At 71.6% G+C, this 25378-nt stretch carries 19 protein-coding genes and 1 pseudogene; 14 read left to right on the plus strand and 6 right to left on the minus strand.

The window, feature by feature from the left end:
• Positions 1 to 97: 97 nt before the first annotated feature.
• On the minus strand, positions 98 to 1282 hold the full coding sequence (locus ACZ5NW_RS18665) for a PucR family transcriptional regulator (RefSeq protein WP_468744922.1): 1185 nt from the start codon (positions 1280 to 1282) through the stop codon (positions 98 to 100).
• Between the two features lie 161 nt (positions 1283 to 1443).
• Here ACZ5NW_RS18665 and ACZ5NW_RS18670 point away from each other — a divergent pair, with 161 nt between their 5' ends.
• Both ACZ5NW_RS18670 and pruA read left to right on the plus strand, forming a co-directional pair.
• Positions 1444 to 2370 (plus strand): proline dehydrogenase family protein, encoded by a 927-nt coding sequence (locus tag ACZ5NW_RS18670; RefSeq protein ID WP_468744923.1) that lies wholly within the window; start codon positions 1444 to 1446, stop codon positions 2368 to 2370.
• A gap of 174 nt (positions 2371 to 2544) precedes the next feature.
• Positions 2545 to 4176, plus strand: a complete 1632-nt coding sequence (gene pruA, locus ACZ5NW_RS18675) for an L-glutamate gamma-semialdehyde dehydrogenase (protein WP_468744924.1) — start codon at positions 2545 to 2547, stop codon at positions 4174 to 4176.
• 42 nt (positions 4177 to 4218) lie between these two features.
• Here pruA and ACZ5NW_RS18680 read toward each other — a convergent pair whose 3' ends face one another.
• Positions 4219 to 5226, minus strand: coding sequence for an NADP-dependent oxidoreductase (locus tag ACZ5NW_RS18680; RefSeq protein WP_468744925.1), 1008 nt, complete (start codon positions 5224 to 5226; stop codon positions 4219 to 4221).
• A 67-nt stretch (positions 5227 to 5293) separates the two neighbouring features.
• Between ACZ5NW_RS18680 and ACZ5NW_RS18685 the strand changes: the two genes are divergently transcribed.
• The 4 genes from ACZ5NW_RS18685 (at position 5294) to ACZ5NW_RS18700 (ending at position 9079) form a co-directional block, all read left to right on the plus strand.
• Entirely contained in the window at positions 5294 to 6232 is a 939-nt protein-coding gene (locus tag ACZ5NW_RS18685; protein WP_468744926.1) for a LysR family transcriptional regulator, read from the plus strand.
• A 225-nt stretch (positions 6233 to 6457) separates the two neighbouring features.
• Entirely contained in the window at positions 6458 to 6589 is a 132-nt protein-coding gene (locus tag ACZ5NW_RS18690; RefSeq protein WP_468744927.1) for a hypothetical protein, read from the plus strand.
• A 114-nt stretch (positions 6590 to 6703) separates the two neighbouring features.
• On the plus strand, positions 6704 to 7747 hold the full coding sequence (locus tag ACZ5NW_RS18695; RefSeq protein WP_468744928.1) for a 3-isopropylmalate dehydrogenase: 1044 nt from the start codon (positions 6704 to 6706) through the stop codon (positions 7745 to 7747).
• Between the two features lie 243 nt (positions 7748 to 7990).
• Positions 7991 to 9079: a branched-chain amino acid aminotransferase gene (locus tag ACZ5NW_RS18700; protein ID WP_468744929.1), complete on the plus strand. Its 1089-nt coding sequence runs from the start codon at positions 7991 to 7993 to the stop codon at positions 9077 to 9079.
• Here the strand turns inward: ACZ5NW_RS18700 and ACZ5NW_RS18705 are convergent.
• Positions 9076 to 10515, minus strand: coding sequence for a cytosine permease (locus ACZ5NW_RS18705; RefSeq protein ID WP_468744930.1), 1440 nt, complete (start codon positions 10513 to 10515; stop codon positions 9076 to 9078). The two genes, ACZ5NW_RS18700 and ACZ5NW_RS18705, sit on opposite strands and share 4 nt — an antisense overlap.
• A gap of 117 nt (positions 10516 to 10632) precedes the next feature.
• On the opposite strand from ACZ5NW_RS18705, the gene ureA reads away from it, so the two are divergent.
• The 6 genes from ureA to cimA all read left to right on the plus strand — a co-directional run bounded on the left by ureA (position 10633) and on the right by cimA (position 17070).
• Entirely contained in the window at positions 10633 to 11328 is a 696-nt protein-coding gene (gene ureA / locus ACZ5NW_RS18710) for an urease subunit gamma (protein ID WP_468744931.1), read from the plus strand.
• On the plus strand, positions 11325 to 13034 hold the full coding sequence (locus ACZ5NW_RS18715; RefSeq protein ID WP_468744932.1) for an urease subunit alpha: 1710 nt from the start codon (positions 11325 to 11327) through the stop codon (positions 13032 to 13034). Before ureA ends, ACZ5NW_RS18715 begins: the two co-directional genes overlap by 4 nt.
• A gap of 17 nt (positions 13035 to 13051) precedes the next feature.
• Positions 13052 to 14077, plus strand: coding sequence for an agmatine deiminase family protein (locus tag ACZ5NW_RS18720; protein ID WP_468744933.1), 1026 nt, complete (start codon positions 13052 to 13054; stop codon positions 14075 to 14077).
• 9 nt (positions 14078 to 14086) lie between these two features.
• On the plus strand, positions 14087 to 14581 hold the full coding sequence (locus tag ACZ5NW_RS18725) for a hypothetical protein (protein ID WP_468744934.1): 495 nt from the start codon (positions 14087 to 14089) through the stop codon (positions 14579 to 14581).
• Complete coding sequence (locus ACZ5NW_RS18730; RefSeq protein ID WP_468744935.1) at positions 14578 to 15183, plus strand: TetR/AcrR family transcriptional regulator; 606 nt, start codon at positions 14578 to 14580, stop codon at positions 15181 to 15183. Before ACZ5NW_RS18725 ends, ACZ5NW_RS18730 begins: the two co-directional genes overlap by 4 nt.
• 282 nt (positions 15184 to 15465) lie before the next feature.
• Entirely contained in the window at positions 15466 to 17070 is a 1605-nt protein-coding gene (gene cimA, locus ACZ5NW_RS18735) for a citramalate synthase (RefSeq protein WP_468744936.1), read from the plus strand.
• A gap of 51 nt (positions 17071 to 17121) precedes the next feature.
• On the opposite strand, the pseudogene ACZ5NW_RS18740 reads toward cimA, so the two are convergent.
• Positions 17122 to 18987 (minus strand): annotated as a pseudogene (locus ACZ5NW_RS18740) (lectin).
• A 124-nt stretch (positions 18988 to 19111) separates the two neighbouring features.
• On the opposite strand from ACZ5NW_RS18740, the gene ACZ5NW_RS18745 reads away from it, so the two are divergent.
• Both ACZ5NW_RS18745 and ACZ5NW_RS18750 read left to right on the plus strand, forming a co-directional pair.
• Positions 19112 to 22123 carry a glycoside hydrolase family 3 protein gene (locus ACZ5NW_RS18745; protein WP_468744937.1) on the plus strand — a complete coding sequence of 1004 codons (3012 nt, stop codon included), beginning with the start codon at positions 19112 to 19114 and terminating at the stop codon, positions 22121 to 22123.
• A gap of 79 nt (positions 22124 to 22202) precedes the next feature.
• Positions 22203 to 23555 carry a hypothetical protein gene (locus ACZ5NW_RS18750; RefSeq protein ID WP_468744938.1) on the plus strand — a complete coding sequence of 451 codons (1353 nt, stop codon included), beginning with the start codon at positions 22203 to 22205 and terminating at the stop codon, positions 23553 to 23555.
• A 92-nt stretch (positions 23556 to 23647) separates the two neighbouring features.
• Here ACZ5NW_RS18750 and ACZ5NW_RS18755 read toward each other — a convergent pair whose 3' ends face one another.
• The gene (locus ACZ5NW_RS18755; protein WP_468744939.1) at positions 23648 to 24433 is read right to left on the minus strand and encodes a S1 family peptidase; all 786 of its coding nucleotides are present in this window, start codon (positions 24431 to 24433) and stop codon (positions 23648 to 23650) included.
• Between the two features lie 235 nt (positions 24434 to 24668).
• Positions 24669 to 25286: a YceI family protein gene (locus ACZ5NW_RS18760; protein WP_468744940.1), complete on the minus strand. Its 618-nt coding sequence runs from the start codon at positions 25284 to 25286 to the stop codon at positions 24669 to 24671.
• Positions 25287 to 25378: the final 92 nt, after the last annotated feature.

Below are 25378 nucleotides of genomic sequence, written 5' to 3' on the forward strand. Positions count from 1 at the left end.
CGAGCCAGTATCGATGCCCACACACCGTGACGCACCGGAAACGCGGTAGAAATTCCGTCACACTCGGGTGACAACCCCCCTTTTTCTTTTCGGGCGTTCAGAGCCGCGCCGCCTTCAGTGCCATGTGCAGCAGCAGGCGGTCCTCCCCGTCGTCCAGGTCCAGGCCGGTGAGCTGTTCCACGCGCGAGAGCCGGTAGTACAGGGTCTGGCGGTGGATGCCCAGCTCCGCCGCCGTGCGCGCCGCCTGGCCCGCGCGGTCCAGGTAGACCTCGGCCGTGCGGGCCAGTTCGCGGTGGGCGGGGGCGAGCAGCGGGGCCACCGCCGGGTCGTGGACCGCGCCGAGCGAGGTCAGCAGACGGTACGGGCCGATGCGGGACCACTCGGCGACCGGCCCGAACCGCGGCTCGGCGCCCGCCGCACGGGCCGCCGCCGACGCCTCCCGCCAGGACGCGCCCAGCTCCGCCAGCCCGGTGCGCGCCCCGGAGATCCCGGCCGCCGCTCCCTGTTCGCCCGCGCGCTCCAGCAGCCGGCCCGCCGCCGTCACCGCCGGGGTCACCGTGTCCGCCGACCGCAGCCGCACCAGCACGGCGAGGCACTGTCCCGCCGTCCCCCAGGGCGCCGTGCACAGCGCGGTCGCGCCGGGCAGTGTGCGTACGGACGGCGCGTCGGCGGGGTCGGCCGACGGCCAGGGCGCCACGCACACCACCGTGTGCGGCCCGTCGGCGCGGGGGCCGAGCGCGGTGCGCAGCTCCGCCAGCGCCATGTCCCGCTGCCAGCCGTCCTCCGCCGTCAGCACCGCCCGCAGCTCCCGGGTGAGGTCGGCGCCGTGCTGCACCTCGTCGGCGAGCAGCGCGCCGATCCGGGCCGCGACCCGCATCGCGGCGGTCAGCTGCGCCTGCGACGGTCCGGGTTCGCCCTCCAGCAGCCAGACATAGCCGAGCACGACGCTCCGATGGCGTACGGGAAGGCAGATCCGTCCCCGGTAGACGCCCGCCTCCGGGGTCGGCGGGATGCGCACCGGGCCCGTCGCCCGGGTGATGCCGAAGCCCTCGAACCACGCCCGGACCGCCGCCGTGGAACGCCGGGTCAGGATCGACCGGGTGCGCACCGGGTCCAGTGCCGACGGGTCGAGGTCCACCTCGCTGTCGTAGGCCCCGAAGGCGATCAGCTCGAAGTCCCGGTTCTCCAGGGTCGCCGGCGCGCCCAGCAGCTCCGAGATCTCATCGACCAGCTCCTGGTAGTCACCTTTGTATTCCGCCGCCACCCGGGCATTCTCCCGCATTTCCGCAGGGCTTCATACATCTGTCTGAGATCTGCGGCACGGATGCGTGACAGCTGTCGATGGTCGACGATCGGAGGGATCCTTAGGTTTCACGGTGGTTCTCCGTGCCGTACCCCAATCGTGGGGCAGCGGCCGTTACGGCATGTTTGTGGAGGTGCCCCGTGCTGGGTCCCGTGATTCTCGCCGCGTCGCGCAGCGACCGGATGCGACGCCTGATCTCGGCGGCCCCGGTGACCAAGCAGGTCGTCGACCGCTTCATCCCGGGCGAGACCGTCGACGACATCGTCCCGATCGTCAAGGAGCTCACGGGCCGGGGCCTGGAGCTGACGATGGACGTCGTCGGCGAGGACATCACCACCCCCGCGCAGGCCACCGCCGCCCGGGACGCCTATCTGGAGCTCATCGAGCGCCTGAAGGACCTCGACCTCGGCGAGCGCGTCGAGATGTCCGTGAAGCTGTCCATGTTCGGGCAGGCCCTGGACGGCGGCCACGAGCTGGCCCTCGCGAACGTCCGCCCGGTCGTCGAGGCCGCCGCCGCCATCGGTACGACGGTCACGCTCGACGCCGAGGACCACACCACCCTCGACTCGATGTTCGCCATCCACGAGGAGCTGCGGAAGGACTTCCCGCAGACCGGCTGCGTCATCCAGGCCTACCTCTTCCGCACCGAGGCCGACGCCCGCCGCCTCGCCGCCGCCGGCAGCCGCGTCCGGCTCGTGAAGGGCGCGTACAAGGAGCCCGCCGAGGTCGCGTACCAGCAGAAGCACGAGATCGACAAGGCGTACGTCCGGATCCTGCGCGTCCTCATGGAGGGCGAGGGCTACCCGATGATCGGCTCCCACGACCCGCGCCTGATCTCCATCGCGCAGGAACTCGCCCGCAAGGCCGGCCGCAAGCTCGACGAGTACGAGTTCCAGATGCTGTACGGCATCCGGGCCGAGGAACACCTGCGGCTCGCCGCCGAGGGCCACCGCATGCGCGTCTACACCGCCTACGGCACCGACTGGTACGGCTACTTCATGCGGCGCCTCGCGGAGAAGCCGGCCAACCTGCGCTTCTTCGTGCGCTCCATGCTCACCCGAGGTTGAGAGATGACGTATCCACAGAGTCTTTTCTGCCGGGGGTCCGGGGGGCGTCCCCCGGGAAGGCGCAGTATGCGGCGCCTCGCGGAGAAGCCGGCCAACCTGCGCTTCTTCGTGCGCTCCATGCTCACCAAGGGCTGAACCCGAACACCCGCTCACGTACAAGGAGTTACGGATCCCATGGACGCTGTGACCCAGGTCCCCACCCCCGTCAACGAGCCGGTGCGCGGCTATGCCCCCGGCTCGCCCGAGCGCGCGCGCCTCGAAGCCAAGCTGAAGGAGCTGGCCGAGAACCCGATCGACCTGCCGATGACCATCGGCGGCGAGCGGCGGATGGGCGGCGGTGAACCCTTCCAGGTCGTCCAGCCGCACAACCACAAGGCCGTCCTCGGCACCCTGCGCAACGCCACCCACCAGGACGCGCGGGACGCCATCGACGCGGCCCTCGCCGCCGCGCCGGCCTGGCGCGCCATGTCCTTCGACGACCGCGCCGCGATCATCCTGCGCGCCGCCGAACTGCTGGCCGGGCCGTGGCGCGAGACCATCGCCGCCTCCACCATGCTGGGCCAGTCCAAGACCGTCCAGCAGGCCGAGATCGACACCCCGTGCGAGCTGGTCGACTTCTGGCGCTTCAATGTGCACTACGCCCGCCAGATCCTCGCCGAGCAGCCCCCGGCGAACTCCCCGGGCGTGTGGAACCGCCTCGACCACCGCCCGCTTGAGGGCTTCGTCTACGCGATCACGCCGTTCAACTTCTCGGCGATCGCGGGCAACCTGCCCACCGCGCCCGCGCTGATGGGCAACGTCGTCGTCTGGAAGCCGTCCCCGACCCAGACCCACGCCGCCGTGCTGCTGATGCGGCTGCTGGAGGAGGCCGGGCTGCCCAAGGGCGTCATCAACCTCGTCACCGGCGACGGCATCGAGGTCTCCGAGGTCGCCCTGGAGCACCGGGACCTCGCCGGCATCCACTTCACCGGTTCGACGAAGACCTTCCAGTACCTGTGGAAGACGGTCGGCGCCAACATCGAGAAGTACCGCTCCTACCCGCGCCTGGTCGGCGAGACCGGCGGCAAGGACTTCCTCGTCGCCCACCCGTCGGCCGACCGCGCCGTGCTGAAGACCGCCCTGACCCGGGGTGCCTTCGAGTACCAGGGCCAGAAGTGCTCGGCGACCTCCCGGGCGTACATCCCGGCCTCCATCTGGAACTCCGGTTTCAAGGAGGAGTTCGCCGCCGAGGTCGACTACCTGACCATGGGCGACGTCACCGACCTGTCGAACTTCATCGGCGCCGTCATCGACGAGCGTGCCTTCGCCAAGAACAAGGCCGCCATCGACCGCGCCAAGGCGGACCCGACCTGCACGATCGTCGCGGGCGGCAGCTACGACGACTCGGTCGGCTACTTCGTCCGCCCGACCGTCGTCGAGTGCTCCGACCCGGAGAACGAGGTGTTCCGCACCGAGTACTTCGGCCCGTTCCTCGCCGTACACGTCTACGAGGACGACACGTACGACGAGATGCTGACGCAGATGGAGTCGGTCTCCGACTACGCCCTCACCGGCTCGGTCGTCTCCAACGACCGCGCGGCGGCGGCGTACACGATGGAGAAGCTGCGCTACGCGGCCGGCAACTTCTACATCAACGACAAGTCGACCGGCGCCGTCGTCGGCCAGCAGCCCTTCGGCGGCGGCCGCGCCTCCGGCACCAACGACAAGGCCGGCGCCCCGCAGAACCTGCTGCGCTGGACCCTGACCCGCGCCATCAAGGAGACCCTGGTCCCGCCGACCGACTACACGTACCCGCACATGGGCTGATCGGCCCCGCCCGAGGTACGGGCCGGGGAGCCTGACCTGCGCTCAGGCTTCCCGGCCCGTTTCCCGTGCCACCAGGATCTTGCCGGTGTTGCCGCCGCGCAGCATCAGCAGGAACGCCTCCACGATCCGCTCGAATCCGGGCACGATCGTCTCGTCCAGGGCGAGGTCACCGTTCAGCAGGCGCGGCACGGCGAAGTCGTAGAGCTCCTCCTGGACGTCGGTGTGGTCGCGGACGAGGAAGCCCTCCAGGCGCAGGCTTTTCTCCACGACGTCCGCGTGGTTGAACACCACGGGTGGTGCGTCGGGGGTGTTGTACTGCGTGATCGTGCCGACCCGGACCACCCGGCCGAAGTCGCGCAGCGCGCCGATGGCGGCGCCCAGGTGCTCGCCGCCGACGTTGTCGACGAACAGGTCGAAGCCGTCCGGGGCCGCCTTCGCGAGCAGGTCGGCGACCGGGCCGTCGTGGTAGTCGAAGGCGGCGTCGTACCCCACATGGCCGGTCAGGTACGCGACCTTCTCCGGGGTGCCCGCGCTGCCGATCAGCCGGCCGGCGCCGAGGAGCCGGGCGAAGCGGCCGGTGGCGGTGCCGACCGCGCCCGCCGCGCCGGAGACGAAGACGTCGTCGCCCTCGCGCAGCCGGGCGATCCGGGTGAGGCCGACGTACGCCGTCAGGCCGGTGCCGCCGAGCAGGCTCAAGTACGCCGACAGCGGCACCCCTTCGTGCCGGGGCAGCCGTCTCACCTCGTCGGCGCGGACCACCGCGTGGGTGCGCCAGCCGTGCCGGTGCAGCACGATCTCGCCCTCCGGGAGCGCCGGATCGCGGGAGTCGACGATCCGGCCGAGCGTGCGGCCCTCCAGCGGGGCGTTCAACTCGAAGAGTCCGTCCATCATTTCGCGGTGGTAGGGATCGACGGACCAGTACAGGTTCTCCACCAGGGCGGTGCCCGGCGCCGGTGCGGGGACGGGTGACTCGACGAAGCGGAAGTGGCCGGGCGTGGGGAAGCCGGTCGGGCGGGCGGTCTGCTGCACGGTGAGCGCGGTCTCGTTCATGGGAGGGGACCGTAGGCAGGAATGCGGGCGCCGGGCAGGGGGTTGCGTTCATGGCGGCGGACGTTCCATGAGCCGTCCTCATGGCAGCAGGTGGGAGGCCCTTGTGAACCCGGTCGATCTGGCGCCCCAGGAACTCAGGACCCTGGTGGCCGTGGCCGAGGAGGGCGGCTTCTCGGCGGCCGCGGTCCGGCTCGGCGCCACCCAGTCCGCCGTCTCGCACTCCGTGCGCGGCATCGAACGCAAGCTGGGGGTCGTGCTGTTCGAGCGCGGACGGTACGGGGCCCGGCCGACGCCGGCGGGGGAGCGGGCCGTGGGGCACGCCCGGCGGGTGCTGCGGATGCTCCAGGTGCTGGCTGTGGAGGCGCGCGGGGTGCGGGCCGACGGCGACGAGGTGGTCGCCGGGCCGCTGCGCGTCGCCGCGTTCCGCAGTGCGGCGCTGCATCTGCTGCCGCCGGTGCTGGAGCGGCTCGCCGCCCGGCATCCGGGGATCGAGGCGAGCGTCACCGTCGTACGGGAGATCGGCGCGGGCACGGCCGGGGAGGTCGCCGAGGGGCGGGCCGACCTCGGGATCGCCACGCTCGGCACCAGCGCTCCGGTGCCGCCCGGGCTGGTCGGGGACGTGCTGCTGGAGGAGCCGTACTCGCTCGTCCACCCCGCCGGGCACCCGGACCCGCGCTCCCTGCCGCTCGTGGACTGGCAGGAGAACTGCTCCTCCTACACCCGCGCGTGGTGGGCCGCCCAGGAGTGGATCCCCGCCGCGACCGTGCGTGCCGAGGACGACGGAGCGGTGCTCTCGATGGTGAGCAGTGGTCTGGGGATGGCCATCATGCCGGCCTTGTCGCTGACCGGAGCGCCGCTCACCACGGAGATCGCCGATCTCGGACCGGAGCGGCCGACCCGGCGGATCGGCTATGTCACCACCCCCGAACTGGCCGGCACGGCGGCGGTCCGCGCCCTGGTCCGGGAACTGCGCGCATCGGCGAAAGCGCAGCTCGGCGGGGTGTGACCCGGTCCGCCGTCTCAGATAGTAGGAAGTCCGAGTAATTGTGGAGACAGAAGCGTGCTCCTCCTCTAGCTTTGTAGGAGCCGAACGTCTCGCTCGATCAAGCGAATGGCGGTCGTGAGCCGGGCACCGTGCAGGCAACCCCTGCGGCCCGCAGCTCCCCGCCCCTCCGGCGTCTCGTAACCCCTCTGTCTCCGCACCCCGTTGTGCCGAAGGAGTCGATTTCCCATGGCCGAGACGACCGTCCGCCGCCGAGTCCGCCACGTCTCCCGTACGAGCGAGTCCGACCGCAAGCAGGCCGCCGCCGCCCTCCAGCGCGCCCTCGACCGCCGTGACAACGGCGGCGAGACCGGCCACTGAGCCGCCGTTCGGCCCTCCGGCCCGGGAGCCGCAACCCGCCAGGGGGATGACACGAGCTGTCCGCATCGCGGACAACTCGTGTCATCCCATGGGACGAGGAGTAGGGTCGCCCGCATGTCTCGCAGCATCGATCTCGCAGTGATCCCCGGTGACGGCATCGGGCAGGAAGTCGTGGCCGAAGGCCTCAAGGTCCTCTCCGCCGTCCTCCCGCAGGATGTGAAGCTGGAGACCAAGGAATTCGACTTCGGCGCCCGGCGCTACCACGCCACCGGTGAGACCCTCACCGACGCCGACCTCGCCGCGCTGAAGCAGCACGACGCCATCCTCCTCGGCGCCATCGGCGACCCCTCGGTCCCCTCCGGCGTCCTGGAGCGCGGCTTCCTGCTCAAGCTCCGCTTCGCCTTCGACCACCACGTCAACCTGCGTCCGTCGAAGCTCCTCCCGGGTGTCGCCACCCCGCTCGCCGGTGAGCCCAGCATCGACTTCGTCGTGGTCCGCGAGGGCACCGAAGGCCCCTACACGGGCAACGGCGGCACCATCCGCAAGGGCACCGAGCACGAGGTCGCCACCGAGGTCTCCGTCAACACGGCCTTCGGTGTCGAGCGCGTCGTGCGGGACGCCTTCGCCCGCGCCCAGGCCCGCCCGCGCAAGAAGCTGACCCTGGTCCACAAGAACAACGTGCTGACCTTCGCCGGTCACCTGTGGACGAACATCTTCAACAAGGTGGCCGAGGAGTTCCCCGAGGTCACCACGGACTACATCCACGTCGACGCCGCGACCATCTACCTGGTCACCGACCCCGGCCGCTTCGACGTGATCGTCACCGACAACCTCTTCGGCGACATCATCACCGACCTCGCCGCGGCCGTCTCCGGCGGCATCGGCGTCGCCGCCTCCGGCAACATCAACCCGAGCGGCGAGTTCCCGTCCATGTTCGAGCCCGTCCACGGCTCGGCCCCGGACATCGCCGGCCAGGGCAAGGCCGACCCCACCGCCACGGTCCTGTCCGTCGCCCTCCTCCTGCGCCACCTCGGCTACGACACCGAGGCCGCCCGGATCGAGGACGCCGTCTCCGCCGACCTCGCGGAGCGCACCGGCAAGCCCGCCCGCTCCACCTCCGAGATCGGCGACGCGCTCGCCGTACGCGTAGCCGGCTGACCCGCGCTGCTCCGTAAGCCGTCGGGTCGCATCAGCACCCGGCGGCTTCTCGTATGCGGCGCCGGGTGCCACCATCAACCCTGGGCCGCATTCACCCGGATTCCTTCCCCCGCTGCTCCCGCGCGATAATCGAACGCGGAGCCGCGATATGAGGGAAAGCTCGGACGTCCTAGCACTGGCCGGAAACGGTCGTCGCCGGGCCGGAGCGCGGCCCCTCACGACAACCGGTGAAGGACACCACTCATGACGACGCCCACGATCGAGCTCAAGCCCTCCGCCAGCCCGCTGTCCGCCGCGGAGCGCGAGGCGATCCTGGCCAACCCCGGGTTCGGCCGCCACTTCACCGACCACATGGTGACGATCAAGTGGACGGAGGGCCGGGGCTGGCACGACGGACAGCTCGTCCCGTACGCGCCGCTCTCCCTCGACCCGGCCACGATGGTGCTGCACTACGCGCAGGAGATCTTTGAGGGCCTCAAGGCGTACCGCCAGCCCGACGGTTCCGTCGCCACCTTCCGCCCGGAGAAGAACGCCCAGCGCTTCCAGGCGTCCGCCCGCCGCCTCGGCATGCCCGAGCTGCCGGTCGAGACCTTCATCGAGGCGTGCGACGCGCTGGTGCGGCAGGACCAGGCCTGGGTGCCGGCGCACGGCGGCGAGGAGTCCCTCTACCTGCGGCCCTTCATGATCGCCACCGAGGTCGGGCTGGGCGTCAAGCCCGCCAACGAGTACCTGTTCCTGGTCATCGCCTCGCCGGCCGGCGCCTACTTCCCGGGCGGCGTCAAGCCCGTCTCCATCTGGGTCTCCGAGGACCACGTCCGCGCCGTCCCCGGCGGCATGGGCGACGCCAAGACCGGCGGCAACTACGCCGCGTCGCTGCTCGCCCAGGCCGAGGCCGCGGCGGAGGGCTGCGCCCAGGTCTGCTACCTCGACGCGGTCGAGCGCAAGTGGGTCGAGGAACTCGGCGGCATGAACCTGTACTTCGTGTACGGAAACAAGATCATCACGCCGTCCCTCACCGGCTCCATCCTGGAGGGCGTCACCCGCGACTCCCTGCTGAGCGTCGCCCGCGACCTCGGGTACGAGGCCGAGGAGGGGCGGGTCTCCGTCGACCAGTGGCAGCGGGACTCCGAGAACGGGACGCTGACCGAGGTGTTCGCCTGCGGTACCGCGGCCGTGATCACGCCGGTCGGCACGGTCAAGCGGACCGGCGCGCAGTGGCAGCAGAGCGGCGGTGAGCCGGGCGAGGTGACCGTGCGGCTGCGCCAGGCCCTGCTCGACATCCAGCGGGGCACCGCGGAGGACAAGCACGGCTGGATGCACAAGCTGGGCTAGAACTCGCTGTTCGCCAGGGCCGCCCCGGAGTCCACCTCCGGGGCGGCCCCGATGCTGTTCCGGCCCGGCGTCAGCAGCAGGTAGGCCACGCCCCCCACCAGCCCCGACAGTACGAAGCTGCAGTCCACCCCGCCCGTCAGGGACAGCAGCGGGCCCTCGTACTCGGGCAGGGACACCGCCAGGACGCCGGTCACCGCGCCCAGCGCCCAGGACACCGTCGCCGGGACGTGCCAGCCGCCGGTGAACCAGTAGACGCCGCCCCGCGCGCGGCGGTTGAAGACCTGGAGGGCGTCCGCGTCGTAGAGGCCGCCGCAGCGGGCGAAGCCGATGAGGGTGATGACCGCCCACGGGGTGCCGATCGCCGTCAGCAGCAGCACGAAGGAGGTCATCGCGTCCTGCGCGCTCGACGCGTAGTGGCCGACGAAGACGCAGGCCGTCGCCACGACGGCGACCGTGCAGGTGGCGCGGGCCCGTGAGGCGCGCGGCAGGATGGCGTCCAGGTCGAGGCCCATCGAGTACAGCATCAGCCCGGCGTTGCCGACCGACCCGGCCGAGGCGGCCAGCAGCAGCGGGACCAGGTACCAGACGGGCGAGGCGTCGACCAGCGGACCGGCGTAGTCGAGGGCGGCGCGGGCCGCGTACGCCGTGAAGGTGCCGAAGAGCTGCGGCACCAGCAGGCCCAGGATCAGCCCCAGCCAGGTCGCGCGCAGGACGCGGCGCGTGGAGTGGCGGGCCGGTGAGATGTAGCGGGTGTAGTCGCCGAGCAGGGTGATGAAGGCGATCGGGCCGGACAGTCCCGCGGCCACCGCCGCCAGCAGCCACGTCGGCCAGTAGCCGCCCAGCAGATAGCCGCCCGTCTGCGGCAGTGCCCCGGTCGTGAAGTGCGGGGCGTACGCGATCACGCCGAGCGCCAGCAGGGCCGTCATGCCGATGGCCAGCACCCGGGACATCGCGAGCAGCACCCGGTAGCCGTAGACCGCGCCGGCCACGGTCGCCGCCGCGAGCACCCCGTAGACCACGCCGTAGGACAGTCCGTCGGCGGGCAGTCCCACCAGGCGGCCGAGGACGCCGACCATCACGTCGCCGCCGATCCACACGGTCAGCGCGGTGTAGCCGAGGGCCAGCAGCAGGCCGACGACCGAGCCGACCAGCCGCCCGCGCACCCCGAACTGGGCGCCGGAGGACGTCGACAGGTTCGTCGCCGTGCGCAGGGAGATCAGCGCGAGCGGCGCGGTGAGGGCGGTGCCGGCGAGGGTGCCGACGACGATCGAGGTGAGCGAGGACCACCAGTCGAGCCCGAAGCTCGGCGGGAGCCAGCCGAAGACGATCACGCCGAGGCAGAGGTTGGACCCCAGCAGGATCGAGACGAGATCGCGTGGCCCGCTGGTGCGTTCCTCCTCGGGGATGGTGTCGACTCCGCGCTGTTCCATCGGCATGGCTGGGTCCTCCCTCTCTTGGAGTGACGCTCAATGTGGGCCACGCCATGGGAGTCCGTCAACCCTTCCAGATCGCTGTTTCATTGTTAGAGTGCTGCTCTAAAGGAGGGATACGGGATGAGGCTGACCCCCACCGAACGCGACCGGCTGCTGCTCTTCGGGGCCGCCGAGCTGGCCCGGGCCAGACGGGCCCGGGGCCTGCGGCTCAACGTGCCCGAGGCCACCGCGCTCATCGCGGACACCGTCTGCGAGGCCGCCCGTGACGGACGGCGGCTCGCCGAGGCCATCGAGGCCGCCCGGTCCGTCCTCGGCCCCGACGACGTCCTGCCGGGTGTCGCCGACGTCGTCACCGAGGTGCATGTCGAGGCCGTCTTCGACGACGGCTCACGCCTCGCCGTCGTCACCGACCCCCTGGGGCGCGGGCTGGGCGAGAACGCTCCGGGCGCCCTGCTGCCGGGGCCCGAGCACACCGAGCCGGAGGCGGCCGTACGGATCACGGTCACCAACACCGCGACCGTCCCCGTCTCCGTCACCTCGCACTTCCACTTCTTCGAGGCCAACCCGCGCCTGCGTTTCGCCCGGGAGGACGCCTACGGGATGCGTCTCGCCGTCCCGGCCGGGTCGTCCGTCCGCTTCGGGCCGGGGGAGAGCGCCGAGGTCGGACTCCTGCCGATCGGCGGCGAGCGCGTCGCGGTCGGGTTCGCGGGGCTCGTCGACGGGGCGCTGGACGCGCCGGGAGCCCGGGAAGAGGCGCTGCGCCGGGCCGCCGCCTGCGGATACCTCGGAGTCACGACGGAAGGGGAAGCGCGATGAGCCGCCCCGGAGGCCACCCCGCCGATGCCCGCCGCCTCACCCCCTACGAGTACGCGGCCACGCACGGCCCCCGCGCCGGTGACCGCATCCGCCTCGGCGACTCGGGCCTGGTGGTGCGCGTCGAGTCCGACTCCCAGCGGTACGGGGACGAGTTCCTCGCCGGGTTCGGGAAGACCGCGCGCGACGGACTGCACCTCAAGGCCGCCGCCGTGCGGGACACCTGTGACGTCGTGATCAGCAACGTGGTCGTCATCGACGCCGTGCAGGGGATCCGCAAGGTGTCCATCGGCATCCGAGAGGGGCGGATCAGCTCCATCGGGCGCGCCGGGAACCCCGACACCCTCGACGGGGTCGACGTCGTCGTCGGCACGGGCACGTCCATCGTGTCCGGCGAGGGACTCATCGCCACCGCCGGCGCCGTGGACACCCACGTCCATCTGCTCTCGCCCCGGATCATGGAGGCGTCCCTCGCCTCCGGGGTCACCACCGTCATCGGGCAGGAGTTCGGCCCCGTGTGGGGCGTCGGCGTCAACTCGCCCTGGGCGCTGCGGCACGCGTTCAGCGCCTTCGACGCCTGGCCGGTCAACATCGGCTTCCTGGGCCGGGGTTCGTCGTCCCACGAGGCGCCCCTCGTGGAGGCGCTCGCCGAGGGCGGCGCGTCCGGCTTCAAGGTGCACGAGGACATGGGCGCCCATACGCGGGCCCTGGACACGGCTCTCCGGGTCGCCGAGGAGCACGACGTCCAAGTCGCCCTGCACAGCGACGGGTTGAACGAGTGCCTGTCCGTCGAGGACACCCTGCGGGTGCTGGAGGGGCGGACCATCCACGCCTTCCACATCGAGGGCTGCGGCGGCGGACATGTGCCGAACGTGCTGAAGATGGCGGGCGTAGCCAACGTCATCGGGTCGTCGACGAATCCGACCCTGCCCTTCGGCCGGGACGCCGTCGCCGAGCACTACGGCATGATCGTCTCCGTCCACGACCTCAAGACCGACCTGCCCGGCGACGCGGCCATGGCCCGTGACCGCATCCGCGCCGGGACCATGGGCGCCGAGGACGTCCTGCACGACCTGGGCGCGATCGGCATCACCTCGTCCGACGCCCAGGGCATGGGCCGGGCCGGCGAGACCGTGCGCCGCACCCTCGCCATGGCCGCGAAGATGAAGGCCGAGTTCGGCGCCCCGGACGAGCACGACAACGAGCGCGTGCTGCGCTACCTGGCCAAGCTGACCATCAACCCCGCCATCGCGCACGGGCTGTCGCACGAGGTCGGCTCCCTCGAGGTCGGCAAGCTGGCCGACATCGTGCTGTGGCGCCCGGAGTACTTCGGGGCCAAACCCCAGCTCGTGCTCAAGGCCGGCTTCCCGGCGTACGGCGTGGTCGGCGACCCCAACGCGGCCACCGACACCTGCGAACCGCTCGTGCTGGGACCGCAGTTCGGGGCGTACGGCGCCACCCCGGCCGACCTCTCGGTGGCGTTCGTGGCACAGGCCGCCGTGGACCTCGGCCACGACTCGATGCCGACCCGCCGACGCCGGGTGGCCGTGCGCGGAACGCGCGGCATCGGCCCCGCCGACCTGCGACTCAACTCCCGTACGGGGGTGGTGGACGTCGACGGGCGCACCGGGCTCGTGACCCTCGACGGGGAGCCGCTGCGCTCCCAACCCGCCGACTCCGTCGCCCTCAACCGCCTGTACTTCCTCTAGGACACCCAGGACTTCCCATGACCTACCGCATGCCCCCCGAATGGGCCCCGCACGAGCGCACCTGGATGGCCTGGCCCGGCCCCAACCCCACCTTCACCAACGACCGGGAGCTCGCCGAGGCCCGCGCCGCCTGGGCGTCCGTCGCGCGCGCCGTGCGCCGCTTCGAGCCGGTGACGATGGTGCACGGGCCCGGCCAGGGCGCGACCGCGCGCGAACTGCTCGGCCCGGACATCACCTTGGTCGAACGCGAACTCGACGACGCGTGGATGCGGGACATCGGCCCCACGTTCGTCACCGACGGCCGGGAACTGGCCGCCGTGGACTGGACGTTCAACGGCTGGGGCGCCCAGGAGTGGGCCCGCTGGGAGCACGACGCCAAGATCGCCCGGCATGTGGCCGATCTGACCGGCACCCCCGTGCTCCCGTCACCGCTGGTCAACGAGGGCGGCGCGATCCACGTCGACGGCGAGGGCACGGTCCTGCTCACCGACACCGTCCAGCTGGGCGCCGGCCGCAACCCCGGCTGGACGCGCGCACAGGTCGAGGCGGAGATCCACGCCAGGCTCGGCACCACCAAGGCGATCTGGCTCCCGCACGGCCTCGCCGGCGACTACGGCACCTACGGCACCCAGGGCCATGTCGACATCGTCGCGGCCTTCGCCCGGCCCGGCACCGTACTGGTCCACAGCCAGCGCGATCCGGCCCACCCGGACCACGTCCGCTCGCGGGAGTACATCGAGCTGCTGCGCGGCCGGACCGACGCCAAGGGCCGCCGCCTGGAGGTCGTCGAGGTCCCCGCCCCCACGGTCCTCAAGGACGAGGACGGTCACTGGGTCGACTACTCCTACATCAACCACTACCTCTGCAACGGCGGCGTCGTGCTCTGCGCCTTCGACGACCCGCACGACGAGCTCGCGGCCGGAATCTTCCGCCGCCTCTTCCCCGAGCGGACCGTGACCCTGGTCGACGCCCGCGCGATCTTCGCGGGCGGCGGAGGCATCCACTGCATCACCCAGCAGCAGCCCAGGGTGCCGGTCAGGTAGAACATACGGGTGAACGTCCTGGTCTGCGCGGCCTGCGGCCGCCGTCTCAGCGAACCGCTGCGCCCGCTGTCCGAGCTGCCCGAACGCCCCGAGTACGACGGGCGGAAGAACCCCGACGGCTCGCGGCACGCTCCGTCGACCGTGCCACGGGGCACCTACGCGGTGGATCCCGAGCCGAGCGGGGCACCCTTCGTGCCGCATCCGGACCCGGAGTGGGCGGGGGCCGCCGTCCCCGGAGTGTGCGTCGACGACCCCGACGGGCCGGGCTGTCTGATGTCCGCGGGGCCGCGCGACACCCTCGTGGTCCACCCCGAGGACACCCGCGGGCACCTCACGGCCGACCCCGCCGCCCAGGACGCCGGATGCTGCGGCCTGTCCGGGCAGGAGGGGCCGAACAAGCTGTGCCCGGGCTGCGGGGCGCGGGTGGCGACCCTGTTCGCCGAGTGCTACGGGCCCTACGAGACCCACTTCCTCCCCGACGCCGTCCAGGTCGCCGCCGTATGAGCGGCTCCCGGCGCACCCCGGCCCCCGCGCGTGAGCTGATCCTCGCCGCCGCCATGGAGATGATCGCCGAGCGCGGGCTGGAGAAGCTCACCATGGCCGCGCTCGGCCGTGAGGTCGGCATGAGCAGCGGGCATCTCCTCTACTACTTCCGCTCCAAGGACGAACTGCTGCTCCAGACGCTGGAGTGGAGCGAGGGGCGGCTCGGCGACGAGCGGCGCCGGCTGCTCGCCCGCGCGGCCGGCGCCCGGGAGCGACTCGACGCCTACGTCGACCTGTACGTCCCCGAGGGCCACCGGGACCCCCACTGGACGCTCTGGCTGGAGGTCTGGAACCGCTCGCAGAGCGCTGCCGTCGAATCCGACGCCCGCGACCGCCAGGCCGCCATCGAGGGCGCCTGGCACCGCGACCTCGTCGCCCTCCTCGCCGAGGGGGTGTCGCGGGGGGAGTTCCGGTCCGTGGACCCCGACCGGTTCGCCGCCCGGCTGCGTGCCCTGCTCGACGGCTTCTCCATCCATGTGGCGATCGGGCTGCGGGGCACCGGACGGGAACAGGTGCTCGCCCATGTCCGCGAGTTCCTGGACGGATCACTGCTCGCATCCTGAGACGGACGGTGAGCGACGGGATCCCTTGTGCCAGACTGCCACCGTGCTCTCGTTCGCCATGATTATTGGCAGCAGGCGCGCCGGTCCGCAGTGACCGCCACGTACGACCAGGTACGGGCGGCCATCGTCGTCCTCGACCCGCGCGCAGACCTCTCGCACCCGCGAGAGGTTTTTCTGTTTCCTGGCCCACCTTCAGCCGGGAGCGGAGCGCGAGGGACCATGGGGGGACGGTGGAGCCGGTCATTCCGGTAGACCGAGATCCGAATCAGGAGCCTTACGACCATGACGGTAACCAGCGAGCTCGACGACTCGTTCCACGTCTTCGACACCACCCTGCGCGACGGCGCCCAGCGGGAGGGCATCAACCTCACCGTCGCCGACAAGCTCGCGATCGCTCGGCACCTGGACGACTTCGGCGTGGGCTTCATCGAGGGCGGCTGGCCCGGCGCGAACCCGCGCGACACCGAGTTCTTCGCCCGTGCGCAGGCGGAGATCGACTTCCGGCACGCGCAGCTCGTCGCCTTCGGCGCGACCCGTCGCGCGGGCGGCACGGCGGCCGAGGATCCGCAGGTCAAGGCGCTGCTGGAGTCCGGCGCCCCGGTGATCACGCTGGTCGCGAAGTCCCATGACCGGCATGTCGAGCTGGCCCTGCGCACCACCCTCGACGAGAACCTGGAGATGGTCCGCGACACCGTCTCCTACCTGCGCGAGCAGGGCCGCCGGGTCTTCGTCGACTGCGAGCACTTCTTCGACGGCTACCGCGCCAACCCGGAGTACGCCAAGGCCGTCGTCCGGGCGGCCTCGGACGCGGGCGCCGACGTCGTCATCCTCTGCGACACCAACGGCGGCATGCTGCCCGCGCAGATCCACGCCGTCGTCTCCACCGTCCTCGCCGACACCGGCGCCCGGCTCGGCATCCACGCCCAGGACGACACCGGCTGCGCCGTGGCGAACACCCTGGCCGCCGTCGACGCCGGCGCGACGCACGTGCAGTGCACGGCCAACGGGTACGGCGAGCGGGTCGGCAACGCCAACCTGTTCCCGGTCGTCGCCGCCCTGGAACTGAAGTACGGCAAGAAGGTCCTGCCCGACGGGCATCTGCGCGAGATGACCCGTATCTCGCACGCCATCGCCGAGGTCGTCAACCTGACGCCGTCCACCCACCAGCCCTACGTCGGCGTCTCCGCCTTCGCCCACAAGGCCGGCCTGCACGCCTCCGCCATCAAGGTCGACCCCGACCTGTACCAGCACATCGACCCCGAGCGGGTCGGCAACACCATGCGCATGCTGGTCTCCGACATGGCGGGCCGGGCCTCCGTCGAGCTCAAGGGCAAGGAGCTCGGCGTCGACCTCGGCGACGACCGCGCGCTCGTCGGGCGCGTCGTGGAGCGGGTGAAGGAACGCGAGCTCAAGGGCTACACCTACGAGGCCGCCGACGCCTCCTTCGAGCTGCTGCTCCGCGCCGAGGTGCAGGGGAGCCCGCTGCGCTACTTCGAGGTCGAGTCCTGGCGCGCGATCGTCGAGGACCGCCCCGACGGCACCCACGCCAACGAGGCCACCGTCAAGCTGTGGGCCAAGGGCGAGCGCATCGTCGCCACGGCGGAGGGCAACGGCCCGGTGAACGCCCTCGACCGCGCGCTGCGCGTCGCCCTGGAGAAGATCTACCCGCAGCTCGCCAAGCTCGACCTGGTGGACTACAAGGTCCGCATCCTGGAGGGCGTGCACGGCACCCAGTCCACCACCCGCGTCCTGATCTCCACCACGGACGGGGCGGGGGAGTGGTCGACGGTGGGCGTCGCCGAGAACGTCATCGCCGCGTCGTGGCAGGCCCTGGAGGACGCGTACACGTACGGACTGCTGCGCGCCGGGGTGGACCCGGCCGAGTAGACCGGCACCGGCGGGTGGCGGCCACCGGACGGCCCCCACCCGCCGGCTCCCTCACCGCAGCTGCCACTTCTGGTTCGCCGCTCCGGTGCACGACCAGATCTGGGCCCGTGCCCCGTTCGCCGACGAGTTGTCCGTCACGTCCAGGCACTTGTTCGCGGCGAGGTTCACGACGTCGTTCGTCGAGGCGTTGTACGACCACTGCTGGGCGCCGGTGCCGTTGCAGTCGTACAGCTGCACCTTCGCCCCGTCCGCCGTCGAACCCGACGTCACGTCGAGGCACTTGCCCAGGGCGCGGATCGAGCCGTCGGAGGCGACCGTCCACTGCTGGGCCGCCGTGCCGTTGCAGTCGTAGAGCTGGACGGCCGTGCCGTTCGCGCTCGAACCGCCCGCGACGTCCAGGCACTTGCCGGCCAGGCCCACGAGGGCGCCGGTCCGTCCGCCGTCCCCGGACTGCGTCCCGGCCCAGGTGAAGGTCGCCGATGTCTTGCCCGGCAGCGAGTAAGTGGCGTGCTGCGAGCCCCAGTTGACCGTCACCGTCTTCGCGGTCGTCGCGTCGTTGTACGCGATCAGCGCCTTCGAGCCGTCGGGGTTGCGCCAGGCCACGTTCGGCACCGAGGACGACGCCGTGGACGCGATCCGCTGGGCGCCCGGGCGGACGAACTTCGTCAGATGGCCCATCGTGTAGTACTCGACGGTGTAGTCGACCGTGCCGCTCGCGCCGTCGCCGTTGTGCACGGTGATCAGGCCGGTGCAGGTGCCGCAGCCTCCGTTGTGCGGGCCCATGTTCTGGTCGACCGCGAGGGACCACTTGGTCACCGACTTCGCCCAGTTGCGGGTGTAGTCGATGATGTTGTTCATGTCCTCGCGCTGCTGGTTCGCGATTCAGGTGCCGCCCGAGTGCTCGGTGCCGAAAGCGTCCAGCGAGGGGTACTGGTTGTGCACCGACGTCTGCCGGGCGATGTCACCGCCGTAGCCATGCCAGGCGATCCCGCCGAAGTTCGGGTGGGTGCGGATCGCGGGGTCGTCCACCGTCGGGGCGGCGTAGGAGTCGTAGACGTCCCAGTTCCAGTCGTGCGCGAGGACCTTGGTGGTCAGGCCCGCCGCCTGGAGCTTCGGCAGCAGCTCGCTCCCGGTGAAGTACGCCAGACCGCTCGCGTTCCAGCTCATCGACGGGTAGCCCGAGCAGCACGTCGGCTCGTTCTGCGCGGTCACGTACGAGACCGGCACACCCTGTGCCTGGTAGGCCTGGAGGTACTTCACGAAGTACGCCGCGTACGCCCCGTAGTCCTCCGCCTTCAGCCAGCCGCCGTTGAGCGAGCCGCTGTCCTTCATCCAGGCGGGCGCCGTCCAGGGCGAGGCCATGACCGTCAGGGAGGGGTTGAGCTGGAGGGCCTGCCGCGTCAGCGGGACCACGTCCGCCAGGTCGTGCGCGATCGAGAACCGGGCCAGAGAGGGGTCGGTCTGACCGGCCGGCACGTCGTCGTAGGTATAGCCGTAGCGGGCCAGGTCGGAGGCGCCCATCGGGTTGCGCAGGAAGGAGAGGCCGATGCCCTCCGTCGGCGAGAACAGCTTGCGCATCGTGGCGTCCCGGGTGGCCGCGGACAGCGCGCCGCTGCTGTTCATCAGCCACGCCGCGGTGTCCGTGAACGACGCGCCGCCGCCGGTGAACGTCTGGTAGCGGGTGTTCTCGTCGACCGTGATGTTCTCGCCGGCGCCGCCCGTCCCGGACTGGAAGGAGAAGGGCGCCTGGGGTTGCAGACCGCGGGTCACATGGCGGCCCGCCGTGTCGTCGGTGGTCGTGAGGTAGGCGGTGATCTGTTCGCCCGCCGCGTGCGCGGGGGTCACGGCCGCGGTGAGGCCGGTGGTGGAGAGCAGCCCGGCCAGCAGCAACCGGACCGTGCGGGGGGTTCTCCTCATGGGCGTCGCCCTTCCTGACGGGACGTCTTGACGGGTGTCGGACGCGCTAGTTAACTCACGTCGTGATCTAAGACGTGAGTGAACTCTGGGAGCCAGAGTGAACCAGAGAGTCGAGGGAAGGTCCATGCCAAGAACCGCCCTGCTCGTCTCCACCGCTCTGCTGGCCGCACTTGTGCCACTGTCGTCCGCCCGCGCCGCCGACGACCCCGCCCCGGTCGCCGTCGACCGCTTCGAGGGCGAGGTCCCCTTCGCCGCCCAGCCCGCCGAGGGCCTGTTCACCTGGGGCAGCGACACCGACGACCCGCCCACCCTCCAACTCGCCGACCGCGCCGACGCCCCCGAGGGCGCCAAGGTCCTCTCCGGCACGTACGACATCAGCGGCTGGGGCGGCTTCACCCACGACTACGCCGCGGCCGGGCCCGCCCACGACTGGTCCGCCCACCGCGGCATCCGCTTCTGGTGGGACGGCCAGGGCGACGGCGGGAAGATCTCCTTCGAGATCAAGGACGGCGGCGCCCACGGCGAGGCCTCCGAGCTGTGGACCACCTCCTTCACCGACGACTTCACCGGGTGGAAGCGGATCGAGATCCCCTTCACCGACTTCGCCTACCGCACCGACTACCAGCCCGTCGGCGGCATCGACCACATCCTCGGACTCACCCGGATGTGGGGCTACGCCGTCACGCTCCCCGTCGGCCGCCCCGGGCGATTCGCCATGGACGGCGTCGAGTTGTACGGCACGCCGGACCAGTCCCTGCGCGCCTCCGTCACCACCGACTCCGCCGTCCACACCGTCACCGAGGGCGGTACGGCCGAGGTGACCGTCGCCGTCGGCACCACCGGCTCCGCGCCCCTCGACGAGCCGGTCACCGTCGCCTACACGGCCGGCGGCGGCACCGCCGAGGCCGGCACCGACTACCCCCCGCTCTCCGGCACCCTCACCTTCCCCGCCGGTACCCCCTCCGGCGCCACCCGGGTCATCGCGGTCCCGACCCTGAAGGACAGGACCGCCGAACCCGCCGAGACCATCCCCCTGAAGCTCACCGTCACCGGCGCCAGGGCCCCCGCCGAGACACCCCAGGTCGTCATCGACGCCCACGGACTGCCGTACCTGAACAGCGCGTTGCCCGTACAGCGGCGCGTGGCCGACCTCGTGGGGCGCATGTCCCTGGCGGAGAAGGCCGGCCAGATGACCCAGGCCGAGCGCGGCGCGGTCTCCGCCGGCGCCGACATCGCGGCCTACGGACTTGGCTCACTCCTCTCCGGCGGCGGCTCCACCCCGACCCCCAACACCCCCGCCGCCTGGGCGCGGATGATCGACGGCTTCCAGCTCCGCGCCCGGGCCACCCGGTTCCAGATCCCCCTCCTCTACGGCGTCGACGCCGTGCACGGCCACAACAACCTCGCCGGCGCGACCGTCATGCCGCACAACATCGGCATCGGCGCCACCCGCGACCCCGGGCTCGCGCAGCGGACGGGCGCGGTCACGGCCGCCGAGGTCCGGGCCACCGGTATCCCCTGGGACTTCGCCCCCTGCCTGTGCGTCACCCGCGACGAACGCTGGGGCCGCTCCTACGAGTCCTTCGGCGAGGACCCGGCCCTCGTCCGGTCCATGGAGACCGTTATCCAGGGCCTTCAGGGCGCCGCCGACGGCAGGGACCTGAAGCGCCCCGACAAGGTCCTCGCCACCGCCAAGCACTTCGTCGGCGACGGCGGCACGGCCTACGGCTCCTCCACCACCGGCTCCTACACCATCGACCAGGGCGTCACCACGGTCACCCGGCAGCAGCTGGAGGCCGTCCACCTCGCCCCGTACCAGGACGCCGTCGACCGCGGCATCGGCACCGTCATGCCGTCCTACTCGTCCCTCGACGTCGTGGGCGACGGACAGGGCCCGGTGAAGATGCACGCCCGCGCCGACATGATCAACGGCGTGCTCAAGGGCCGCATGGGCTTCCACGGCTTCGTCATCAGCGACTGGAACGCCATCGACCAGCTCCCCGGCGACTACGCCTCCCACGTGCGCACCTCCGTGAACGCGGGCCTGGACATGATGATGGTGCCCTACTCCTACAAGGAGTTCACCGCCGCGCTCACCGCCGAGGTGACGGCGGGCCGGATCAGCGAGGCGCGCGTCGACGACGCCGTGTCCCGCATCCTGACCCAGAAGTTCCGGCTCGGGCTCTTCGAGCACCCGTACGCCGACCCCAGCGGCGCCGCCGGCATCGGCTCGGCCGCACACCGGGCCGTCGCCCGGCAGGCCGCCGCCGCGTCGCAGGTGCTGCTGAAGAACTCCGGCGGCCTGCTCCCGCTCAAGAAGGGCCAGAAGGTCTACGTCGCCGGGTCCAACGCCGACGACCTCGGCAACCAGACCGGCGGCTGGACCCTCACCTGGCAGGGCTCCTCCGGGAACATCACCACCGGCACGACCATCCTCCAGGGCATGCGTGCGGCGGGCGGGAACGTCACCTACTCCAAGGACGCCTCCGCACCCCTGAACGGCTACGACGCCGGCGTGGTCGTCGTCGGCGAGACCCCGTACGCCGAGGGCGTCGGCGATGTCGGCAACGGCCACGACCTGATGCTCTCCACCGCCGACCGGGCCGCCGTCGACCGGGTGTGCGGGGCCATGAAGTGCGCGGTGCTGATCGTCTCCGGGCGGCCGCAGCTCATCGGCGACCGGCTAGGGGCGATCGACGCGCTCGTCGCCTCCTGGCTGCCGGGCACCGAGGGCGACGGCGTCGCCGACGTGCTCTACGGCAGGCGCCCCTTCACCGGGCAGCTGCCCGTGACCTGGCCGAAGTCCGAGGCACAGCTGCCGATCAACGTCGGCGACACGGCGTACGACCCGCAGTTCCCCTACGGCTGGGGGCTGACCACGCTCACCCGGATCCCCCGGGGCGGTGCCTCGACCCTGCGCGGGCTCTCCCTCGCGGCGACCGCGGCCGAACGGGCGGGCGCCGACCGGACCGGACACGCGCTGGTCACCCAGGCGCGGCTGATCGTCCAGCAGAAGGCGGGGCAGGGGATGACGCAGGCCGTGGCGAAGCCCTTCGCCGAGGCGGACCACCTGCTGCTCATGGGCCGGTACGGCCAGGCGGTGGAGAAGCTGACGGAGGCGTACCGGGCCACGTGAGACGGGGAGGTGGCCCCGTGGTGCGGCCCCTCAGTCGTCTGATCTGCCCATTATGGGAGGCTTCGGGTAGCTTCGAAGGATGAAGGCCGTCCTTCGGACCCGAAGCCTCCCCGCAGCGCTGCTGGCCGCCCTCGCCTGCGTGTTCGTCCTCGCGCCGGCCCCCTCCGCCACGGCGGCCACCAGCGTCTCCGCCGTCGCCGAGGCCCTCCGCGAGAGCCCCGTCTACGTCGACCCCGCCGCCTCCGACCAGCTCTCACAGGCCGAGGCGCACACCCTTCAACAGCGCATCAAGGACGCCGACAAGCCTCTCTTCATCGCCGTCCTCCCGGCGGGCTACCCCACCGAGAACCTCTTCAGCGACCTGCGCACCGCCACCGGCATCACCGGCCTCTACGCGATCCGCCTGGGCGACCGCTTCGACGCCCGCGCGGACTCGTCCGTCCTGTCCCACCAGGCCGTGCGCAACCTCGTCACCAGCGTCGCCTCGGAGCCCGACGCCAACGCCCAGCTCACCGACTTCACCGAGCAGGCCCTCGCCCACATGGGCGGCTCCGCCCCCTCCTCCTGGGGCACCTCCGACAGCGGCGGCATCTCCTCCACCGCCCTGATCACCGCCGGCGCGGTCCTGGTCGCGGGCGGGGCGGGCGCGTACGCGCTGGTCCGGCGGGGCCGCCGGCGGCACGCGGAGGAACAGCGGGCCGCCCTGGAGAGGCTGCGGGTCGTCGTGGACGAGGACATCACCGCCTTCGGCGAGGAGCTGGACCGCCTGGACTTCCACCCCGCCGAGGCCGGCGCCGACGACGCGATGCGCGCGGACTACGAGCGCGCCCTGGACGCCTACGAGCAGGCCAAGTCGGCGATGGCGGCCGCCACGAAACCGGAGGACGTCCGCGCCGTCACCCAGGCCCTGGAGGACGGCCGCTTCAGCCTCGCCCAGCTGGCCGCGCGCCGCGAGGGCCGGCCGCTGCCCGAGCGGCGCCCGCCCTGCTTCTTCGACCCGCGCCACGGCCCCTCGGTCACCGACGCCACCTGGTCCCCGCCCGCCGGCGCACCGCGCGAGGTGCCGGTCTGCGCCGCCGACCGCACCCGGCTCGCCGACGGCCGCGACCCGGTCGTCCGCGAGGTCGACAGCGACTACGGCCGCCGCCCCTACTGGGAGGCCGGTCCGGCCTACGGCCCCTGGGCGGGCGGCTACTTCGGCGGCGGCATCCTGCCCGGCCTGCTCATCGGCACCATGCTCGGCAGCATGATGGCCACCCCGTCGTACGCCGCCGACTACGGCACCGGCTACGGCGACTTCGGCGCCGGCGGCTACCAGGGCGGCGACGTCTCCGGCGCGGACTTCGACCCGGGCGACTTCGGCGACTTCGGCGGCGGGGGCGGCTTCGACGGAGGCGGGGGCGGGGGAGGGGACTTCGGGGGCGGATTCTGAGGGCACGGCACGGGCCCGGCACCGACACGGCATGGGCATGGCACGGGCCCGGCACCTCTGACGGTGCCGGGCCCGTGGATCCCCGCGGTGGTTCAGAGTGTGGCGGCCGCCGAGGCTATCGCCGAGGCGAAGGTCGAGACCTCGGTGTACACACCGGGCGCCTTCGCGCGGGCACAGCCGTCGCCCCAGCTGACGATGCCGACCTGGATCCAGGCACCGGCGTTGTCCTTGCGGAACATGGGCCCGCCGGAGTCGCCCTGGCAGGTGTCCACGCCGCCCTGGTCGAACCCGGCGCAGATCTCGTCGCTCGCGACCAGGTCGTTGTACAGACCGCCGTACGCCTTACAGGTGGCGTCGTTGATGAACGGCACGGTGGCCTTGAGGAGATAGCGCTGCTGGGCCCCGCCCTCACGGGCCGCACCCCAGCCCGCGACCGTGAAGTCGCCGTTGTTGTAGGCGGTCGTGGTGGCGATCTTCAGCGTCGGCAGATTGATCGGCTGGGCGAGCTTGATGAGCGCCCAGTCCTTGCCGGTGCCGTTGTACCCGGGCGCCTGGAGGACCTTGGTGGAGCGGACCCGGACGCGTCCGCTGGTCGAGTTGAGGTCGACGACGCCCGCGGTCGCCGTGATGCTCGTATTCGCGCCGGAGCCGTCGACGCAGTGCGCGGCGGTGAGGACGATCTGCTGGGTGTAGAGCGCGCCGCCGCAGCCCATCGAGAGCCGGACCATGAACGGGAACTCGCCCTGCGCGGCGCGGGTTCCGCCGATGACGGGGGAGGGGGCGGCCTGGGCGGCCGAGACGGGCTGGAGACTGGTGATCGCGAGGGCCGCGGCGCCGAGGACGACGCATCTCTTGAGCGCGGTGATGAGCTTCTTCAACGTGCTGCCTTCCGTGGGGGGTTGGGCATGCGAACGAGAAGCTTGCAATGGCATGAACGGGTCAAGCTGTGAGTGGATTATGGGAATCCTGTGACCCGTGCACAAGGCCCGCATTCCGGCCACGGAGAAGGGTCACGCAGGAAGAGGGAGGCCCGGGAAAACGCCGAGCGCCCGCCCTCCCGACGGGGGAGTGGAGGGCGGGCGCGCTCGGGGCGACGGCTCGATGGCCGGCGGGTCAGGCGTTCTTGATCGCCGAGATGTCGAAGTTCAGCTTGATCTTGTCGGAGACCAGCACACCGCCCGTCTCCAGCGCGGCGTTCCAGGTCAGGCCCCACTCGGAGCGCAGGATCTCCGCCTTGCCCTCGAAGCCGACGCGCTCGTTGCCGAACGGGTCCTTGGCGGAGCCGTTGAACTCCAGGTCGATGGTGAGGGGCTTGGTCACGCCGAGGATGGTCAGCTCGCCGACGATCCGGTAGTCGTCGCCGCCGAGGGCCTCCGCCCGCGTGGAGCGGAAGGTCATCGCCGGGTGCTCCTCGGTCTTGAAGAAGTCCGCGCTCTTCAGGTGCCCGTCACGGTCCGCCGAACCGGTGTCGATGCTGTCCATCTTGACGTCGATGGAGGCGGTGGACTTCGACGGGTCCGTGCCGTCGAGGTGCAGTGTGCCGGTGAAGTCGAGGAACTTGCCCTTGACGTTGGTGACCATCGCGTGCCGGGCCGTGAAGCCGATCGTGGAGTGGGCGGCGTCGATCGAGTAGTCGCCGGTCAGTGCGGCGAGGTCGGGGTTGACGGCGGTGGCGGCGGGGGCCTGGATCGTCGCGGTGTCGTTGCTGTTCTTGCGGCCGAAGATGCCCATGACGTGCTCCTAAGGGGGACGGGGGGTGCAAGTCCGTTGAATGTTCAACGAGCTCAACGGGATCGACCTTAGACCTATTCCGTTCAACATTC

This window comes from Streptomyces sp. NPDC032126 (genome assembly GCF_055580085.1).

Coding starts and splice junctions, on each gene's coding strand:
- ACZ5NW_RS18750 (WP_468744938.1), top strand. CDS start 22,203: ATGAAGGCCGTCCTTCGGACCCGAAGCCTCCCCGCAGCGCTGCTGGCC.
- ACZ5NW_RS18680 (WP_468744925.1), bottom strand. CDS start 5,226: ATGAACGAGACCGCGCTCACCGTGCAGCAGACCGCCCGCCCGACCGGC.
- ureA (WP_468744931.1), top strand. CDS start 10,633: ATGAGGCTGACCCCCACCGAACGCGACCGGCTGCTGCTCTTCGGGGCC.
- ACZ5NW_RS18685 (WP_468744926.1), top strand. CDS start 5,294: ATGAGCCGTCCTCATGGCAGCAGGTGGGAGGCCCTTGTGAACCCGGTC.
- ACZ5NW_RS18695 (WP_468744928.1), top strand. CDS start 6,704: ATGTCTCGCAGCATCGATCTCGCAGTGATCCCCGGTGACGGCATCGGG.
- ACZ5NW_RS18705 (WP_468744930.1), bottom strand. CDS start 10,515: ATGCCGATGGAACAGCGCGGAGTCGACACCATCCCCGAGGAGGAACGC.
- cimA (WP_468744936.1), top strand. CDS start 15,466: ATGACGGTAACCAGCGAGCTCGACGACTCGTTCCACGTCTTCGACACC.
- ACZ5NW_RS18665 (WP_468744922.1), bottom strand. CDS start 1,282: ATGCGGGAGAATGCCCGGGTGGCGGCGGAATACAAAGGTGACTACCAG.
- ACZ5NW_RS18715 (WP_468744932.1), top strand. CDS start 11,325: ATGAGCCGCCCCGGAGGCCACCCCGCCGATGCCCGCCGCCTCACCCCC.
- ACZ5NW_RS18720 (WP_468744933.1), top strand. CDS start 13,052: ATGACCTACCGCATGCCCCCCGAATGGGCCCCGCACGAGCGCACCTGG.
- ACZ5NW_RS18760 (WP_468744940.1), bottom strand. CDS start 25,286: ATGGGCATCTTCGGCCGCAAGAACAGCAACGACACCGCGACGATCCAG.
- ACZ5NW_RS18700 (WP_468744929.1), top strand. CDS start 7,991: ATGACGACGCCCACGATCGAGCTCAAGCCCTCCGCCAGCCCGCTGTCC.
- pruA (WP_468744924.1), top strand. CDS start 2,545: ATGGACGCTGTGACCCAGGTCCCCACCCCCGTCAACGAGCCGGTGCGC.
- ACZ5NW_RS18690 (WP_468744927.1), top strand. CDS start 6,458: ATGGCCGAGACGACCGTCCGCCGCCGAGTCCGCCACGTCTCCCGTACG.
- ACZ5NW_RS18745 (WP_468744937.1), top strand. CDS start 19,112: ATGCCAAGAACCGCCCTGCTCGTCTCCACCGCTCTGCTGGCCGCACTT.
- ACZ5NW_RS18730 (WP_468744935.1), top strand. CDS start 14,578: ATGAGCGGCTCCCGGCGCACCCCGGCCCCCGCGCGTGAGCTGATCCTC.